This window comes from Tardiphaga sp. P4_G1 (assembly GCF_056401215.1).
The window spans coordinates 486,302-503,645 of record NZ_JBFUJU010000005.1 but is presented as its reverse complement, the minus strand read 5'-3'; the positions used below and the strand labels follow the sequence as shown (position 1 = coordinate 503,645).

At 62.2% G+C, this 17,344-nt stretch carries 18 protein-coding genes; 12 read left to right on the top strand and 6 right to left on the bottom strand.

Features of this window, described 5'->3' with window-relative positions:
* Positions 1–5: 5 nt before the first annotated feature.
* The 4 genes from AC1DUY_RS15060 (at position 6) to AC1DUY_RS15045 (ending at position 4,540) form a co-directional block, all read left to right on the top strand.
* Positions 6–1,529 (top strand): M81 family metallopeptidase, encoded by a 1,524-nt coding sequence (locus AC1DUY_RS15060; protein ID WP_478115231.1) that lies wholly within the window; start codon positions 6–8, stop codon positions 1,527–1,529.
* A 12-nt stretch (positions 1,530–1,541) separates the two neighbouring features.
* Positions 1,542–2,702 (top strand): M20 aminoacylase family protein, encoded by a 1,161-nt coding sequence (locus tag AC1DUY_RS15055; protein ID WP_478115229.1) that lies wholly within the window; start codon positions 1,542–1,544, stop codon positions 2,700–2,702.
* Between the two features lie 267 nt (positions 2,703–2,969).
* On the top strand, positions 2,970–3,860 hold the full coding sequence (locus AC1DUY_RS15050; protein ID WP_478115302.1) for a crotonase/enoyl-CoA hydratase family protein: 891 nt from the start codon (positions 2,970–2,972) through the stop codon (positions 3,858–3,860).
* An 8-nt stretch (positions 3,861–3,868) separates the two neighbouring features.
* The gene (locus tag AC1DUY_RS15045) at positions 3,869–4,540 is read left to right on the top strand and encodes an alpha/beta fold hydrolase (protein WP_478115227.1); all 672 of its coding nucleotides are present in this window, start codon (positions 3,869–3,871) and stop codon (positions 4,538–4,540) included.
* A 4-nt stretch (positions 4,541–4,544) separates the two neighbouring features.
* Here the strand turns inward: AC1DUY_RS15045 and AC1DUY_RS15040 are convergent, their stop codons facing one another.
* The 3 genes from AC1DUY_RS15040 to AC1DUY_RS15030 are packed head-to-tail and all read right to left on the bottom strand — an operon-like array spanning position 4,545 to position 6,915.
* Positions 4,545–5,522 (bottom strand): NADPH:quinone oxidoreductase family protein, encoded by a 978-nt coding sequence (locus tag AC1DUY_RS15040; RefSeq protein ID WP_478115225.1) that lies wholly within the window; start codon positions 5,520–5,522, stop codon positions 4,545–4,547.
* On the bottom strand, positions 5,522–6,151 hold the full coding sequence (locus AC1DUY_RS15035) for a DsbA family protein (protein WP_478115223.1): 630 nt from the start codon (positions 6,149–6,151) through the stop codon (positions 5,522–5,524). Before AC1DUY_RS15035 ends, AC1DUY_RS15040 begins: the two co-directional genes overlap by 1 nt.
* Positions 6,152–6,210: 59 nt before the next feature.
* The gene (locus tag AC1DUY_RS15030) at positions 6,211–6,915 is read right to left on the bottom strand and encodes a glutathione S-transferase N-terminal domain-containing protein (RefSeq protein WP_478115221.1); all 705 of its coding nucleotides are present in this window, start codon (positions 6,913–6,915) and stop codon (positions 6,211–6,213) included.
* Between the two features lie 123 nt (positions 6,916–7,038).
* On the opposite strand from AC1DUY_RS15030, the gene AC1DUY_RS15025 reads away from it, so the two are divergent.
* Complete coding sequence (locus AC1DUY_RS15025; RefSeq protein ID WP_478115219.1) at positions 7,039–8,061, top strand: methionine synthase; 1,023 nt, start codon at positions 7,039–7,041, stop codon at positions 8,059–8,061.
* Between the two features lie 116 nt (positions 8,062–8,177).
* Here AC1DUY_RS15025 and AC1DUY_RS15020 read toward each other — a convergent pair whose 3' ends face one another.
* The 3 genes from AC1DUY_RS15020 to AC1DUY_RS15010 all read right to left on the bottom strand — a co-directional run bounded on the left by AC1DUY_RS15020 (position 8,178) and on the right by AC1DUY_RS15010 (position 10,244).
* Positions 8,178–8,795 carry a hypothetical protein gene (locus tag AC1DUY_RS15020; protein ID WP_478115217.1) on the bottom strand — a complete coding sequence of 206 codons (618 nt, stop codon included), beginning with the start codon at positions 8,793–8,795 and terminating at the stop codon, positions 8,178–8,180.
* A gap of 116 nt (positions 8,796–8,911) precedes the next feature.
* Positions 8,912–9,436, bottom strand: coding sequence for a xanthine phosphoribosyltransferase (gpt, locus tag AC1DUY_RS15015; RefSeq protein ID WP_068736116.1), 525 nt, complete (start codon positions 9,434–9,436; stop codon positions 8,912–8,914).
* A 73-nt stretch (positions 9,437–9,509) separates the two neighbouring features.
* Entirely contained in the window at positions 9,510–10,244 is a 735-nt protein-coding gene (locus AC1DUY_RS15010) for a competence/damage-inducible protein A (protein WP_120292652.1), read from the bottom strand.
* Between the two features lie 221 nt (positions 10,245–10,465).
* On the opposite strand from AC1DUY_RS15010, the gene AC1DUY_RS15005 reads away from it, so the two are divergent.
* The 7 genes from AC1DUY_RS15005 (at position 10,466) to AC1DUY_RS14975 (ending at position 17,333) form a co-directional block, all read left to right on the top strand.
* The gene (locus tag AC1DUY_RS15005; RefSeq protein WP_175365791.1) at positions 10,466–11,884 is read left to right on the top strand and encodes a circularly permuted type 2 ATP-grasp protein; all 1,419 of its coding nucleotides are present in this window, start codon (positions 10,466–10,468) and stop codon (positions 11,882–11,884) included.
* Positions 11,885–12,040: 156 nt separating this feature from the next.
* Positions 12,041–12,985 (top strand): alpha-E domain-containing protein, encoded by a 945-nt coding sequence (locus AC1DUY_RS15000; protein ID WP_068736110.1) that lies wholly within the window; start codon positions 12,041–12,043, stop codon positions 12,983–12,985.
* Between the two features lie 40 nt (positions 12,986–13,025).
* On the top strand, positions 13,026–13,868 hold the full coding sequence (locus tag AC1DUY_RS14995) for a transglutaminase family protein (protein ID WP_478115214.1): 843 nt from the start codon (positions 13,026–13,028) through the stop codon (positions 13,866–13,868).
* A 78-nt stretch (positions 13,869–13,946) separates the two neighbouring features.
* Complete coding sequence (locus AC1DUY_RS14990) at positions 13,947–14,693, top strand: proteasome-type protease (protein WP_093756417.1); 747 nt, start codon at positions 13,947–13,949, stop codon at positions 14,691–14,693.
* Positions 14,694–14,704: 11 nt separating this feature from the next.
* Positions 14,705–15,223 carry a GNAT family N-acetyltransferase gene (locus tag AC1DUY_RS14985; protein WP_320444838.1) on the top strand — a complete coding sequence of 173 codons (519 nt, stop codon included), beginning with the start codon at positions 14,705–14,707 and terminating at the stop codon, positions 15,221–15,223.
* A 22-nt stretch (positions 15,224–15,245) separates the two neighbouring features.
* Positions 15,246–16,004: an SDR family oxidoreductase gene (locus AC1DUY_RS14980; protein ID WP_092146865.1), complete on the top strand. Its 759-nt coding sequence runs from the start codon at positions 15,246–15,248 to the stop codon at positions 16,002–16,004.
* A gap of 78 nt (positions 16,005–16,082) precedes the next feature.
* Positions 16,083–17,333, top strand: coding sequence for a NupC/NupG family nucleoside CNT transporter (locus AC1DUY_RS14975; RefSeq protein WP_478115211.1), 1,251 nt, complete (start codon positions 16,083–16,085; stop codon positions 17,331–17,333).
* Positions 17,334–17,344: the final 11 nt, after the last annotated feature.

Here is a 17,344-nt window from a genome sequence, read left to right as displayed (position 1 = left end):
TCTGAATGACCCGTATCGCTGTCGGCGGCTTTCTGCACGAGACGAACACGTTTGCGCCGACCAAGGCGACCTATGAGGCCTTCGTGCATGGCGGCGGCTGGCCGTCGATGACGCATGGCGCCGACGTCCTCAAGGTGATGCGTGGCATCAATGTCGGCCTCGCCGGCTTTATCGAGGAAGCCGAGACACGCGGCTGGGAGCTGATCCCGACCATCGCCTGCGGCGCGAGCCCTTCGGCGCATGTCACCAGGGACGCGTTTGAGCGCATCGTCGGCGAGATGATTGACGGCATCAGGGCAGCGCTTCCCCTCGATGCGGTCTATCTCGATCTGCATGGCGCCATGGTCACCGAACATCTCGACGACGGCGAAGGCGAAATCGCGCGGCGCGTGCGCGAGGTGATCGGGCCGGACATCCCGTTCGTGGTCAGCCTCGACCTGCATGGCAACATCTCGCCGGAAACGGTCGAATATACCGACGCGCTGATCGCCTATCGCACCTATCCGCATGTGGACATGGCCGACACCGGCCGCGCCTGCGCACGCCACATGGACTTGCTGCTCGCCGGCAACCGCTTCGCCAAGGCGTTCCGGCAATTGCCGTTCCTGATTCCGATCAGCTGGCAATGCACCAATGACGAGCCGACCAAGAGCATTTATCTGAAGCTGGCCGCCCTGGAACATGACCAGGTGCCAACGCTGTCGTTCTGCCCGGGCTTTCCTGCCGCCGATTTCGCGCATTGCTGCCCGAGCGTATTCGCCTATGGCGTGACACAGGCTGATGCCGACGCCGCAGCGGACACCATCGTCAAGCTGGTGATGGGCCACGAAGACGATTTCGACGGCAAGATCTACAGGCCGGATGAAGGCGTGTTGCATGCCATGGAATTGGCGAAGACCCTCACCAAGCCGGTCGTCATCGCCGACACCCAGGACAATCCCGGCGCCGGCGGCGACAGCGACACCACCGGCATGCTGCGCGCGCTGGTGAAGAACAAGGCGATCAAGGCGGCCCATGGCGTGATCTACGATCCCGCTGCGGCGAAGGCTGCCCATCAGGCCGGCGAAGGCGCCACGGTCAAACTCTCCATCGGCGGCAAGTCGGGCATTCCCGGCGATGCGCCTTACGAGAACATGTTCGTGGTCGAGAAACTGTCGGACGGCAAGTTCGTCGCCAATGGCCCCTACTATGGCGGTCGCGACATGGATATGGGCCTCTCGGCCTGTCTGCGTATCGACGACGTCCGCGTCGTCATCTCCTCGCACAAGGCCCAGCTCGCCGACCAGTCGATGTATCGCTATGTCGGTATCGAGCCGACTGAGCAGAACATTCTCGTTAACAAGAGCTCGGTGCATTTCCGCGCCGACTTCGAGCCCATCGCCGGCAAGCTGCTGATCTGCGCCGCGCCCGGCGCGATGCCGGCGGATACGTCGGTGCTGCCCTGGAAACATCTGCGTCCGGGCATCCGGCTGAAGCCGAACGGCGAACCATTTACGCCCCAGACCTCATCACCTGCCCTCGTGCCGTGAACGGATAGACCCATGCCCACACTCGAACGTATCGACGCTTTCGCTGACGAACTCACCGCCATCCGCCGCGACTTGCACGCGCATCCGGAAATCGGCTTCGAGGAAGTCCGCACCTCCGGCATCGTTGCCGACAAGCTGACCTCCTGGGGCGTGGAAGTGCATCGCGGCCTCGGCGGTACCGGCGTCGTCGGCGTGCTGAAGGGCAAAGGCTCGGGCACCAAGCGCATCGGTCTGCGCGCCGACATGGACGCGCTGCCGATGGAAGAAAACACCAATCTCGCCTGGCGCTCCACCATTCCCGGCCGTTTTCACGGCTGCGGTCATGATGGCCACACCACCATGCTGCTCGGCACCGCTCGCTATCTCGCCGAGACTCGCAATTTCGACGGCACCGTGCATTTCATCTTCCAGCCCGCCGAGGAAGGCCTCGGCGGTGCGCGCGCGATGATCAAGGACGGTCTCTTCAAGCAGTTTCCCTGCGATGAAATCTACGGTCTGCACAATGCACCAGACATGAATCACGGCGAAGTCGGCATCTTCCCGGGCCCTGCAATGGCCGCCGCTGATTTCTTCGACATCACCATCCGGGGCTACGGCGCCCATGGCGCGATGCCGGAGCGCTCCAAGGATCCTGTCGTGATCGCGATGTCGCTCGGTCAGGCGATGCAGTCGATCGTGAGCCGCAACGTCAATCCGTTCGAATCCGCGGTGCTGTCGATCACCCAGATCCATTCCGGCTCGGCCTATAACGTCATCCCGGATGACGCCAAGCTCTGCGGCACCGTGCGCTGTTTCTCCGAGAAGGTCCGGATGCAGATCCGCGAGCGGATGCATGCGCTCGCCGCCGGCATTGCGACGGCATTCGACTGCGAGATCAAGGTCGATATCCGCGACGGCTTCAGCGTGCTGGTCAATCAGGAAGAACATTCCAAGGCCGTCGAAGACGTTGCACGCACAATCGTTGGCGACGCCAATGTGATCACCCGCGCGAAGCCGAAAATGGGCTCCGAAGATTTCGCCGATATGCTGCATGCTGTGCCCGGCGCCTATTTCTGGGTCGGCCAGGAAGGCTCGGTGCCGGTGCACAATCCCGGCTACTATCTTGACGATAAAATCCTGCCCATCGGCGCCAGCATGTTCGCCCGCATCGTCGAAACCCGGCTGCCAGCGTAAGAAGCGGCAGCCAACGCTGCAGCATAATTCCGCAGGATGGGTTGAGAGCAGCGAAACCCGTCACGCTTGTGTGCGAAGGATGGGTTTCGCAAGGGCCCTACCCATCCTACAATCCTGCACCTAGCACGTCATTCCGGGGCGCGCGCGTCTTCGCGCGCGAACCCGGAATCCAGTAGTAATGAAAACACGTCGGGATTCCGGGTTCGCGCCAAGTGGCGCGCCCCGGAATGACCAGTGAACCAAAATAAAAACAGGGAAGAAACCATCATGGCCTATGAGACCATCCTCTACAGTGTGGAAGAGCAGATCCTCACCATCACGCTCAACCGCCCCGAAAAGCTCAATGCCTATAACGCCACCATGCAGGCCGAGCTGATCGATGCCTTCGACAAAGCCGATGCCGACGACAATGTGCGCGCGATCATCGTGACCGGTGCCGGACGTGGTTTCTGCGCGGGTGCGGATCTCTCTTCGGGCGCCGACACCTTCGATCGCGATGCGCGGCGCGGCCCGGTGAAGCGCCTCGCCAGCGGCGATGTCGATTACAGCGATCCGATGGTGCGCGATGGCGGCGGTCAGGTGACACTGCGCATCTTCAAATGCCTCAAGCCGGTCATCGCCGCGGTGAACGGCCCGGCCGTTGGCATCGGCGCCACCATGCAGCTCGCGATGGACATCCGCATCGCCTCGGAAGCCGCACGCTTCGGCTTCGTGTTCTCCCAGCGCGGTATCGTGCCGGAAGCCGCGTCGAGCTGGTTCCTGCCGCGCCTCGTCGGCATCTCCCAGGCGCTGGAATGGTGCTACTCCGGTCGCGTGTTCCCGGCACAGGAGGCTCTCGCCGGCCGACTCGTCAGCAAGGTCGTGCCGCCCGATGAGTTGCTGCCGACCGCGCGCGCGCTGGCGAAGACCTTCATCGACAAGACCGCGCCGGTGTCCGTCGCGCTGATCCGCCAGATGATGTGGCGCATGATGGGCGCGGACGATCCGATGGAAGCGCACAAGATCGACAGCCGCGGCATCTATACGCGCGGTCGCTCCGAGGACGTCAAGGAAGGCGTCGTGGCCTTTCTCGAGAAGCGCCCGGCCGAATTCAAGAACAAGGTCAGCACGGACATGCCGAGCTATTTCCCCTGGTGGGACGAGCGCGGTTACAAATAGGACGACGAATGAATCCGACGCCCTCTGGTCGTCCACTTGAGGGCGTCATTTTCCTGCACGGCATTAGCCGGTCGTTCCGATCTTTCATCAAAATGCAGCAGGCGGTCGAAGCCGCAGGCTTCGCCACGCGGAACATTGGCTATCCCAGCCGGCGCAAGACGCTGTCTGCACTGGCCGATGACATCCATCCCGCCATCGCGCCGTTTGCCGAAGCCAACGAAGGCTGCACGCATTTCGTCTGCCATTCGATGGGGGGGCTCCTGGCGCGTGTCTATCTGGCGCGCCACCGTCCATCACGTCTGGGCCGCGTGGTGATGCTGGGCACGCCGAATGGCGGCAGCGAAATCGCCGATCTGTTCAAGAACTGGCTGCCCTATCGCCAGTATTTCGGCCCGGCGGGGCAACAACTCGTTACGATGCGGGATGACGTAACTGAGGCGATGCTTCCTCCAGTTGACTATCCGGTCGGCATCATCGCCGGCGATCGCACGCTCGATCCGATCGCTTCGCGCTTGATGTTGCGTGGCCCGAATGATGGTCGTGTCACCGTCGCGCGCACAAAACTTGAAGGCATGACTGACCACCTCGTCATCCACGCGTCACATGCGATGATGATCCGGAACCGGGAAGCAATCATGCAGACCAGCGCCTTCCTGAAGGACGGCCAGTTTCGGCGCTGAGCGCTCAGCCCATGGTCAGCGCCACACGGCCGATCGCCTTGCGCTCCGTCAGCAGCCGCATGGCAGCCGCAACATCCACCAGCGGCAGGCGATGCGAAACATTTGGCCTGATCTTTCCTGCTTCTGCCCATGCGAGGAGCTGCGCGATGCGGGCTTCGCCGATCTTCGGATCGCGCCGTGCTGCCTCGCCAGCGCGGACGCCGAGCACGCTGGCGCCTTTGATGAGTACGAGATTGGTTTTCGCCACGCCAATGCCACCGGTGAAGCCGATCACCAGCAGCCGCGCGCCCCAATTGATGCAGCGCAGGCTCTGCTCGAATATCTCGCCACCCACAGGGTCGAACACCACATCGGCGCCCTTGCCATCGGTGAGACATTTGACGGCGTCCCTGAACGGTTCGGCGCCATACAGCACGCCGTGATCCGCGCCGCGCGCTTTGGCGACAGCAAGCTTCTCTTCCGATGATGCAACCGCGATTACCGTGGCGCCCAGCAGCTTTCCGATCTCCACCGCTGCTAGACCGACGCCGCCGCCGGCACCATGCACCAGCAGCGTCTCGCCCGGCTTGATCTGGCCGCGATCGACCAGCGCATGATGCGCGGTGCCATGCGCGGCGAGAAACGTCGCCCCCTCCGCGTAGTCGAATGTCGATGGCAGCGGGGTGAGTTGCGCCGGCGCAACCACGACTTCGTCCGCATAGCCGCCATGACGCAGCTTGACGATGACGCGATCCCCGACCACGATGCCGGGCACATCGCCGGCGACTTCGCTGACATCGCCGGCGGCTTCCATGCCCGGCGTGAACGGTAGTTCGGGCTTGAGCTGATATTCGCCGGCCGCCATCAGAATGTCAGGAAAATTTATCCCGGCGGCACGCACGGCAACCCGGACCTGCCCGGGTTTCAGCGGCACTGATGCAAATTGTTCGAGGCGCAGGCTATCAGGTGACCCGAGCTCGCGGCAAACGATTGCTTTCGGCATCAGGCGGCGCTCTCGGCGCTTCCAGCGCCAACGCGGCGACGCTGCAGCGCCTCGCGGATCAGCGGCAGGCGGTCATTGCCGAAATACATGTCGGTCTTGTCGAGATAGATGGTCGGCGAGCCGAAGCCGCCCCGTGCGATCACATCATCAGTGTTGACCTTGAGCTGGTCCTTGATCGCCTGATCGCCGATGCCCGCGAAGAATTTCGCGGGATCGATGCCGGTGCGCGTGCAGATCTCGGTCAGGACGTCATCCCTGGAGATATCCTTGTCGTCGCCCCAATAGGCTTCGAACACCGCGCGCGCAAACGGCACCATCGCATCGTTTCCAAGCCAGATGCAGCCGCGCATCGCCTTGACGCTGTTCACCGGAAACACCGCTGGCGGCATCTTGATCGCCAGGCCCGCCGAGCGCGCCCAGTCGCCAAGGTCCTTCTTCATGTAGCGCGCCTTCGCCGGCACCGGCGTCTTGCGCGATTCATAGACGCTGGGATTGATCGAATTGAAGATGCCGCCGACCAGAATGGGCCGCCACGAGATTTCCTCGCCGAATTCCTTCGCCAGTGGCTGGATGTTGTGGAAGGCGAGGTAGGTCCAGGGGCTGGAACAGTCGAAGAAGAATTCGATCATGGGTGTTTCCTCGTTTTGTTATTATTTTCTTCGTCATGCGCGCCCCGGAATGACGAGCTCTATTGCTGCGCCTGCGCATGCGCCGGTGCATCGACACCGAACATGATCTTCCTCGCCTGCTCATCCATCGGCTTCTTCTCTTGCTTGCCGACGGCAAGCCCTGCCTGTACCTGCGGCCGCGCGCGGACGAGCGCAAACCAGCGCTTCACGTTCGGGAAATCATCCAGCGTCAGCCCCTGCGCCTTATGGGTCATGATCCACGGAAAGCACGCCATATCGGCGACGGAGTAGTCGCCGGCGATGTAATCGTGGCCTTCCCCGAGATGCGCATCGAGTACGCCGTACAGGCGCTTGGCTTCGCGGGTATAGCGATCCATCGCATAGGGAATCTTCTCGGGGGCATAGAGCAGGAAATGTCCGTTCTGGCCGAGCATCGGACCGAGCCCGCCCATCTGCCACATCAGCCATTGCATGACGTCGAAACGCTTTCGCATCTCGGCCGGCATGAAACGGCCGGACTTCTCCGCGAGATAGATCAGGATTGCGCCGCTCTCGAAAATCGAGACCGGTGCGCCGCCATCAGCGGGCGCATGATCGACAATGGCCGGCATGCGGCCGTTGGGGCTGAGTTTCAAAAATTCTGGCTGGTGCTGGTCGCCGCGACCGAGCTGCATCGGGACGACCGTATAGGGCAGCCCGCATTCTTCCAGCATGATCGAGATTTTCCAGCCGTTCGGCGTCGGCGCATAGTGCAGGTCGATCATGGCGTCCTCGATGCGTTTTGGCCGATCCTAGCCCTCCCTTATGGATGCGCCAATCCCATATACGGAGGGTCAGGAACGTGGCAGATAGGCCTCCGCAAAACACAATTTCCGGGGAGCGAACAAATGCTGTTTCCAACCACCATCGCCGGCTCGCTGCCGAAGCCCGAATGGCTCGCCGAGCCGAACAAGCTGTGGCCAACCTGGCGCTCCTCCGGCGACGAACTCGCGCGCGCCAAGCGCGATGCGACGCTGCTGGCGGTGAAGGTTCAGGAAGACGCCGGCGTCGATATCGTCACCGAAGGCGAACAGGCGCGGCAGCATTTCGTCCATGGCTTTCTGGAAAAGGTCGACGGCATCGACTTCGCCCACAAGGTCGAGATGGGCATCCGCAAGGATCGCTACAAAGCGATGGTGCCGCAGGTGATCGCGCCGCTGCAGCTGAGGGGCCGCGTTCACGCCTTCGAGGCGCAGGCTGCCCGCGCGCATACAAAGAACAAGTTCAAGTTCACGCTGCCCGGCCCGATGACCATTATCGACACATTGTCGGACAGCTATTACGGCGACCGCGTGAAAATGGCTTTCGCTTTCGCCGAATTGCTGAACCAGGAAGCGCTCGCGCTGCAGGCCGACGGCGTCGACATGATCCAGTTCGACGAGCCGGCCTTCAACGTCTTCATGGACGAAGCCGCCGACTGGGGCGTCAAGGCCCTCGAGCGGGCCGCGCAGGGCCTTACTTGCGCGACAGCCGTTCACATCTGCTACGGCTACGGCATCAAGGCCAATACCGACTGGAAAGAAACCCTCGGCAGTGAGTGGCGGCAATATGAGGAGATATTCCCGGCCATCGACGCCAGCCCGATCCAGCAGGTCGCCATCGAATGCCGCAATTCGCGCGTGCCACTGGAATTGCTGGGACTGCTGAAAAACAAGATCGTGCAGGCCGGCGTGATCGACGTCGCCAGCGATGAGGTCGAGACGCCAGAAGACGTCGTCGCCACCATCGAGGCCGTGATGAAACACGTGCCGAAGGACAAGATCGTGCCGACGACCAATTGCGGCATGGCTCCGATGCAGCGCGATATCGCGGAAGCGAAACTGCGGGCATTGGGTGCGGGTACGAAGCTCGCAAGGCAGAAGCTGGGGTAACCCCGGCTCTCTCGATGTCATGGCCGGGCTTGACCCGGCCATCCAACTTCCTCTTTCCGTTACGAGCAAGAAAGATGGATGCCCGGGTCAAGCCCGGGCATGACGGAGTGAGATCGTTAGTTCTGAGCACTTTCGTGCAGCATCGGACGATAGCCCGTGCGAAACGCATTCAGCGTCGATGGTGGCGTCAGCAATTGCGCATCGACGGGTTCGACATCAACCACGCGATACCCAGCAAACGACCATCGCAACGCCCGCCCCTGCGCGATCAGATAGCTCTCACCACCCGCCTGCACCATCGCTCCGTCCGGCAGTGCGGCAATCGTCCCATCCAGCGGATGCAATCGCTTCTTCCTGTTAGCCAGCCGCTCACGATGCAGCACCGCATCGATCTCCGTCGCCCGCACACGCGTGACGCCGTTGCCCTCCTCCCACGCCGCGCGAAAGCGGTTGGCATCGTCGCGGCGGCAATAGAAGCATGGGCGGTGACCGGCGGCGAAGGATGTGGCCTCGTCGAGGAAGAACAGCTCGGTCCAGCTGCGTGTCGCCATGACATCGCGGCGACGCCCGCGAAACTCGCAGACGCAAGTGATCCAGGCCGGATTCGACCAGCGCCTGTTCAGGAGCGTTTTGGTCGAAGGATCATGGATGATGCCACGATTGCCGGTGAACGTTCCGCGTTCCGGTGTCGCGACAGTATCGCCTGCCGGCGTGACACGATTTTGCAGCGGCATATCCCTGTCCTCTCCACGTCATTGCGAGCGCAGCGAAGCAATCCAGAAGCAACAAGCCAAGACTGGATTGCTTCGTCGCAAGTGCTCCTCGCAATGACGGCTGAAGAGCTGGTGCCCTAGCCTGCGCCTTCGCGCATCGGAGGCTGGAACGACAGGCCGAGATCCCACGGAAAAAAGATCCAGGTGTCCTGCGACACCTCGGTGATGTACGTATCCACCAGCGGCCGGCCCATGGGCTTGGCATAGACAGTCGCAAAGTGCGCTTTCGGCAGCATGTCGCGAACGATACGCGCCGTCTTGCCGGTATCAACGAGGTCGTCGATGATCAGGAGGCCCTTGCCGTCGCCGCCGCCGAGTTTCAGCGCATCGGCCGAGAGCCCCTTCAGTACCTGCAACTCGCCGCGCTTGTTGTGCTCATAGCTCGCGATGCACACCGTATCGATGACGCGCACGCCGAGTTCGCGCGCCACGATCGCTGCCGGCACGAGGCCGCCACGCGTGATGGCGATGATCGCGTGAAATGGACCGGCGCTGTTCAGCCGCCAGGTCAGCGCGCGGCAATCGCGATGGAATTGATCCCAGGACACCGGGAATGCCTTGCCGGCGCGCTCCTCAGCACTCAATTCCGGATGATCGGCCATGTTCGTCTCCTCACATCGGTCGCCCTCAGGCGGCCGGACTTATGTTGATCCACTCGTTAGTTCACTCTTAATTTCACTTGGGCGCGTTGATTGTCGCCAACATCGCCTTGACGGCCTCCATTGCCGCATTGAGCTTATCCTGATCGCGCGAACGCACCACCAGATTGGTGTTCGGCTTGCCCTGTTCGTCCATGAACGGATAGCTGCCGATGATCGTGTCCGGATGCGCCTTCGCGATATCGCGCAGCGGACCACCAACGTCCCCCTCCCGCGCATTGGCCTTCACCGTATCGGATAGCATCCGCAAACCAGATTTCAGCTTCGGCGACACGATGTCCATCATCGCCTGCATGATCGTTGGCACGCCGGCCATCACGATCACATTGTCGATCTTGAAGCCGGGCGCCAGGATGGTCGCGCTCTGGATCAGGTCGGCGCCGTCAGGGATGCGTGCCATCCGCAGCCGGGCTTCGTTCAGGTCGGCGCCGAAGCGCTCCTGGAAACGCGCGACCACTTCGGGATGATGATCGATCTTGACGCCGAACGCCTTGGCGACCGCATCCGCTGTGATGTCGTCGTGGGTGGGGCCGATGCCGCCAGTGGTAAAAACGTAGGTGTAGCGTTTACGCAGCGCATCGAGTGCCGCGACGATATCCGGCTCATCATCGGAGACGACGCGGACTTCCTTGAGATCGATGCCGATATTGGTGAGGTACTCGGCAATGAAGCCGATGTTCTTGTCCTTGGTCCGACCTGACAGAATCTCGTCGCCGATCACCAGGATGCCCGCGGTCACAATCTCGGTCATTTGTCGTTCCTCACCATTCCCGGGACCATGCGCAGGCAAAGTCCTGATGTCACGGGGTTTTGCTGCCGAAACGAGCAGCGTCCAGCCGTTTTTTCAGGCAGCTTTACACGCATCTCATACGAATTGCTCTTGTTGAATGCATATCGTGCTGGCCCGCCCCTTGCTACCATCCCTTTCAGTCGTGCAATCTCCGTACGGCCTCGAAACAACAGTCAGGGTACATGGCAGTCGCGTTCGACGAAATGAACGGGCCCCAAGGCGAACTCCGCCCGGCCTATGAAGAACTCTCCCGCTGGCTCAAGGAGACGCCTCCGGACGCTTTGGAACATCGCCGCCAGGAAGCGGAGCTGCTGTTCCGCCGGATCGGCATCACCTTCGCGGTTTACGGCGACTCCGAATCCACCGAACGGCTGATCCCCTTCGACGTCATTCCGCGGATCATTTCCGGCAAGGAATGGACCCTGCTGGAAAAGGGCCTGAAGCAGCGCACCCGCGCCATCAACATGTTCCTCAAGGACATCTATCACGGCCGCGAAATTCTCCGCGCCGGCCTGATCCCCGATGACCTGATCTTCCAGAACCCGGTGTTCCGTCCGGAGATGAACGGTCAGGACGTCCCGCACGACGTCTATGTCCACATCGCCGGCATCGATATCGTCCGCACCAATCCGGATGAATTCTTCGTTCTCGAAGACAATGCCCGCACGCCTTCCGGTGTCTCCTACATGCTGGAGAACCGCGAGATCATGATGCGGCTTTTCCCCGACCTGTTCGCGCGGCATCGCGTCGCGCCGGTCGAGAAATATCCAGACGAGCTACTGTCCTGCCTGCGCTCCGTCGCACCGCGCTCGGCCTCGACGGAACCGACCGTCGCGCTGATGACGCCCGGCGTCTACAACTCGGCCTACTACGAACACTCGTTCCTGGCCGACAAGCTCGGCGTAGAACTCGTCGAGGGCCGCGACCTCATCGTCAAGAACGATGAAGTCTTCATGCGCACCACTGAAGGCCTCAAACGCGTCGACGTGATCTATCGCCGCGTCGATGACGATTTCCTCGATCCCCTTACCTTCCGCCCGGATTCAGCACTCGGCGTCCCCGGCCTGATGTCCGCCTATATGGCCGGCAACGTCACGCTGGCCAACGCAGTCGGCACCGGCATCGCCGACGACAAGGCGATCTACAGCTACATGCCGGAAGTGGTGAAGTTCTATCTCGGCGAAGAGCCGATCCTGAAGAATGTGCCGACCTGGCGCTGCCGCGAACCTGGCGATCTCGCTTACGTGCTCGATCACCTCGGCGAACTCGTCGTCAAGGAAGTCCACGGCTCCGGCGGTTACGGCATGCTGATCGGCCCTGCCGCGACCAAGGCGACCATCGAGGCGTTCCGCGACAAGCTGAAGCGCGAGCCGGAAGGCTTCATCGCCCAGCCGACGCTGGCGCTGTCGACCTGCCCGACCTGCACCGAGTCAGGCCTCGCGCCGCGGCATGTCGATCTTCGCCCCTTCGTGCTCACCGGCAGCAAGAACGTCTCCATCGTCGCCGGCGGCCTGACCCGCGTGGCGCTGAAGGAAGGCTCACTGGTGGTGAATTCCAGCCAGGGCGGCGGCACCAAGGATACATGGATACTGGATGAGTAATTTAGGTTTGATAGCATTACTGACCACCGCCGCCGGTGCGCTCCCCTCCCCCTTGCGGGGAGGGGTCGGGGGTGGGGGTCCACAATTGACGTCGTCCCGTGTTGTTACCCCCCTCCCCAACCCTCCCCCGCAAGGGGGGAGGGAGAAGAGCTGAGCATGCTGTCGCGCACCGCCGAGAACCTTTACTGGCTAGCCCGCTATGTCGAACGCGCCGAATATCTCGCGCGCACGATCGAGGCGACACTGCGCGTCACCGCGCTGCCGAATACCTATATCGGCCAGACCAACGAATGGGATTCGGCGCTCCTGACCGCAGGCGTCAGCGCGGCCTTCTACGAGATCTACGAGGAAGCCAACGAGACCAACGTCGTCGAATATCTCTCGTTCTCGACGGCCAATCCCTCCTCGATCCGCAACTGCATCGAAGCCGCACGCCTGAACTCGCGCTCGGTCCGCACCGCACTGACTGGCGAGATGTGGGACACGATCAACAGCGCCTGGCTGGAACTGCAATCCGCCTGGAGCGGCGGCGCCAAGACACGCGAGCAACTGGCGAACTTCCTCCGCTTCGTGCAGGAAACATCGCTGCGCTTCGACGGCTCGGCCTACCGCACCATGCTGCGCAACGATGCCTACTGGTTCTCGCGGCTCGGCCTGCATCTGGAACGCGCCGACAACACCGCGCGCATTCTCGACGTCAAATATCATCTGCTACTGCCCGAAGACGAACATGTCGGCGGCCCGCTCGACTACTATCAATGGACCTCGATCCTGCGTTCGGTCTCCGCACTGACTGCCTATCACTGGGTCTATCGCGAGACGCTGAAGCCCTGGCTGATCGCTGATCTGCTGATCCTCAATGACACGCTGCCGCGCTCGCTGGCGAGCTGCTACGGCAATCTGGTCCGCAATCTCGACCAGATCGGCGTGTCCTATGGCCGTCAGGGCGCAGCGCAGCGCCACGCCCGCGGCGTCCGAAACCGCCTCGAACACAGCAACATGCAGGATATTTTCCAGCATGGGTTGCATGAATTCATCCAGGAATTCATTGCAGATAACAGCCGTCTGGGCGACATCATTGCCAAACAATACCTGATTTGAGCTAGCGTCCCGGCTCATCTGCAGATTCGGACACGTTGCCATGCGCCTGCGTATCGCCCATTCGACCACCTATCGCTACGAGCCGCCGGCTTCGGGCGTGATCCAGATTTTGCGGATGACGCCGGGCAGCCATGACGGCCAGTATGTCGCCGAGTGGCAGATCGATGTCTCCACGGATTCGCGCCTGGATTTGCATGAGGACGCGTTCGGCAACGTCACCCATGTGCTGACCCATGGGCCGATCGCCGACCTCACCGTGACCGTCGAAGGCCTGATCGACACCCAGGACACCGGAGGCGTGCTGAAGGGCACCGATGAGCGGTTTCCGCCGAGCTTCTTCCTGCGCCAGACCGACCTGACCGACGCCAGCGCGGCGATGCAGTCCTTCGCCAAGGACCTTGCGCCAAGCGCGGAAACTGACGTGCTCGGCTTCCTGCACGCGTTGATGATGGCCATCAACGAGCACATGACCTTCGACGTCGATCCAACCAGCACCGGCACTTCGGCCAGCGAGGCCTTCATCGGCAAGCGTGGCGTCTGCCAGGATTACGCGCAGATCTTCATCGCCTGTGCCCGCTCGGCCGGCGTCCCTGCCCGCTTCGTCTCCGGCCATTTCTGGCGTGCCGATGGCGAGACCAACCAGCAGGCCGGCCATGCCTGGGCCGAGGCCTATGTGCCCGATCTCGGCTGGGTCGGCTTCGACCCAGCGAATGCCATCTGCACCACCGACGCCCATGCCCGCGTTGCCATCGGCCTGGATTACCTCGGCGCAGCCCCCGTCCGCGGCACCCGCTATGGCGGCGGCACGGAAACCCTGACCGTTGCCGTCAAGGTCGATCAGGCCAATGGCCGCGGCCAGTCGCAATCGCAGAGCCAGTCCTGAACGACCTCAAATTGGCTTTCCGAGGTTGCCCGGTCGATACCCACCGCGTAAGACGCTTCCCTGACCAAGGGACCGACGATGACCTATTGCTGCGGAATTCTCGTCAAGGACGGCCTGGTGATGATCGCGGACACGCGCACCAATGCCGGGCTCGACAACATCTCGACCTTCCGCAAGCTGCACATCTTCAACCAGCCCGGCGACCGCATCATGGCGGTGGCCTCCGCGGGCAATCTCGCCATCAGCCAGTCGGTGCTCTCCACCCTGAGCGAGGGCCTCGAGAACCCGACCACCGGCGAGCTGGAGACCCTGCTGAACGCGCCCACGATGTTTCAGGCTGCGCAGCGCATCGGCCGCGCCATCCGGCACGTCAACGCCACCGAGGGCAAGGCGCTGGAGGCCGAGGATATCAATTTCGACGTCTCATTCCTGTTCGGCGGCCAGATCAAGGGCGCCAAGATGCGGCTGTTCATGATCTACCCGGCCGGCAATTTCATCGAATGCACGGTGGACACACCCTATCTGCAGATCGGCGAGCACAAATACGGCAAGCCGGTGCTCGACCGCGCAATGCATTACGACGTTGAATTGTACGAGGCGCTCAAGACCGGCCTGATCTCGATGGACTCGACCATGCGCTCGAATATCGGCGTCGGCCTGCCGATCGATGTGCTGGTGGTGCGCACCGATGTCTGCGACGCCGATCTCAATCACCGTATTGAAGCCGGCGAGCCCTATTTTCACGACCTGCGCTCGCGCTGGTCGGCAGCACTGCGCGCGGCACATCAAAACATTCCGCGCCCGCCCTACAAGAAAGACAATTGAGCGCGGCCGCAATGACCGCAGTTCCGATGAAATGGCGCATCATGACGGAGGCAGACCTGCCATCCGTCCTCGCCATCGCGGATGCCGTTCATCCCGATTTTCCCGAAGATGAGGTCGTGTTCGCGAACCGCCTGGCGCTCGATCCAAACGGTTGCGCCGTGCTCGAGGCCCAGGACGGGATCAAGGGTTACCTCGTCAGCCATCCCTGGCAATTCAGGGAGCCGCCGTCGCTGAACAGCCTGCTGACAATGCCCGCAGCGCCCTCGACCTTCTACATTCACGATCTCGCATTGCTGCCCGAAACCCGCAGATCCGGCGCGGCGACTGTGGCCGTCGATATGATGGCGGCACGCGCCAGGCTGATGCAACTGCCCAACATGACGCTTGTTGCCGTCAACAATTCAGTTCATTTTTGGCAGCGGCACGATTTCACCATCATGCGCGATTCCGAATTGGATCAGAAACTGCAAAGCTACGGCGACAACGCACGTTTCATGGTCCGGGACCTCACTCAAAAAGACCTCTCGTAAAAAGAAAACAGGGACGAAACAGATGACCAACAAAATCGCACTCGTGACCGGAGCTGGCACCGGCGTCGGCCGTGCCGCGTCGCTCGCGCTGATGAATGCCGGTTTCACCGTCGTGCTCGCCGGTCGCCGGCTCGAACTACTGCAAGAGACCCAGAAGCTCGGCGCGGCCAATGGCGGCAAGAGCCTCCCCGTGAGCGCCGACATGGCAGACCCCGCCTCCATCGCCGCGCTGTTCGCCAGGATCATGCAGGAATTCGGCCGGCTCGACGTGCTGTTCAACAATGCCGGCATGGGCGCGCCCGCGATTCCGTTCGAAGACCTCGGCCTCGAACAGTGGCAGGCCGTGGTGAACACCAATCTCACCGCGCCGTTCCTGTGCACGCAGCACGCCTTCCGCATCATGAAGGATCAGACGCCCCGCGGCGGCCGCATCATCAATAACGGCTCGATCTCGGCGCATGCACCGCGCCCATTCTCCGCCGCCTATACCTCGACCAAACACGCCATCACCGGCTTGACCAAGGCCAGCAATCTCGACGGCCGCGCCTATGACATCGCCGTCGGCCAGGTCGATATCGGCAACGCCGCCACACCCATGACCGACCGCATGGTCAACGGCCCCGGCGTGCTGCAGCCCGACGGTACCTCGAAGCAGGAGCCGCGCATGGACGCCAAAGCCGTCGGCGACGCTGTCGCCTATATGGCCGGCCTGCCGCTCGACGCCAATGTGCTGACCATGACGGTCATGGCGACGAAGATGCCGTTCGTCGGACGCGGCTAAAACGTAATCCGCCTCAGCGGCATTGCGATTGCATGACATGGGAAGCCGCGGCATCATCGCCGCGGTTTCGGGGGATTTATGCTGCAGCTACAATCGGCGTTCGGCGTCATCGCGCTTTTGGGGATCGCCTGGGCGCTCGGTGAAAACCGCAGCAAGGTGTCGCTGAGACAGGCCGCAATCGGTCTCGCATTGACGATCGTCGCTGCCGTGATCCTGCTGAAGCTTCCCGTCGTTACGCGCGCCTTCAGCAGCATCAACGATGCTGTCAGCACCATCGCCGCAGCGTCGCGCGCCGGCACCTCCTTCGTGTTCGGTTATCTCGGCGGCGGCGCATTGCCGTTCGATCTCAAGAATCCCGGCGCGGATTTCGTGCTCGCGCTGCAGGCACTCCCCGTGGTGCTGGTCATCAGCGTGCTGACCAGCCTGCTCTTCTACTGGCGTATCCTGCCGCCGATCGTACGCGGCATGGCGTGGCTGCTTGAACGCACGCTCGGCATCGGCGGCGCGGTCGGGCTGTCAACGGCCGCGAACATCTTTCTGGGCATGGTCGAAGCCCCGTTGTTTATTCGCCCTTACCTCGCGCAGCTCACGCGCAGCGAACTGTTTCTGGTGATGACGGGCGGCATGGCGGGGATCGCCGGTACCGTGCTGGTGCTCTATGCCACTTTCATGGCGCCGCTAATCCCCGATGCATCGGCGCATTTCGTGATTGCTTCTGTGCTCTCGGCGCCAGCTGCGATCCTTGTCAGCCTGATCATGGTGCCTGAGACGGAGGATCGTCGCACAGGTGGATTGCTCGCCAATCCGGACGCATCGGCCACGAGCACGATAGATGCGATCGTCAAGGGCACGAGTGCAGGCATCGAACTGCTCGTCAACATCATCGCCCTGCTGTTGGTCTTCGTGGCGCTGATGTATCTCATGAACGCGATCCTCATGATGATGCCCACCGTGGGAGGCAACACGCTGTCAGTACAGCGCATGCTGGGTTACGTGATGGCACCGGTGTGCTGGCTGATGGGCCTGCCGTGGGACCAGGCGCTGACCGCGGGCTCGCTGATGGGCGTCAAGACGATCCTCAACGAGTTGATCGCCTATGTTCAATTGGCGAAGCTCGGTCCCGATGCGCTGGATGCGCGCTCGCGCCTCATCATGCTTTATGCGCTGTGCGGATTTGCAAATTTTGCCAGCCTCGGAATTATGATCGGAGGCATGGGCACCATGGCGCCGGAACGTCGTAACGAAATCAACGCGCTCGGTGTGAAGTCGATCGTCTCGGGGACGCTGACGACCTGCCTAATGGGCGCGATCGTCGGCATGCTCACCTGAGACACGCCGCC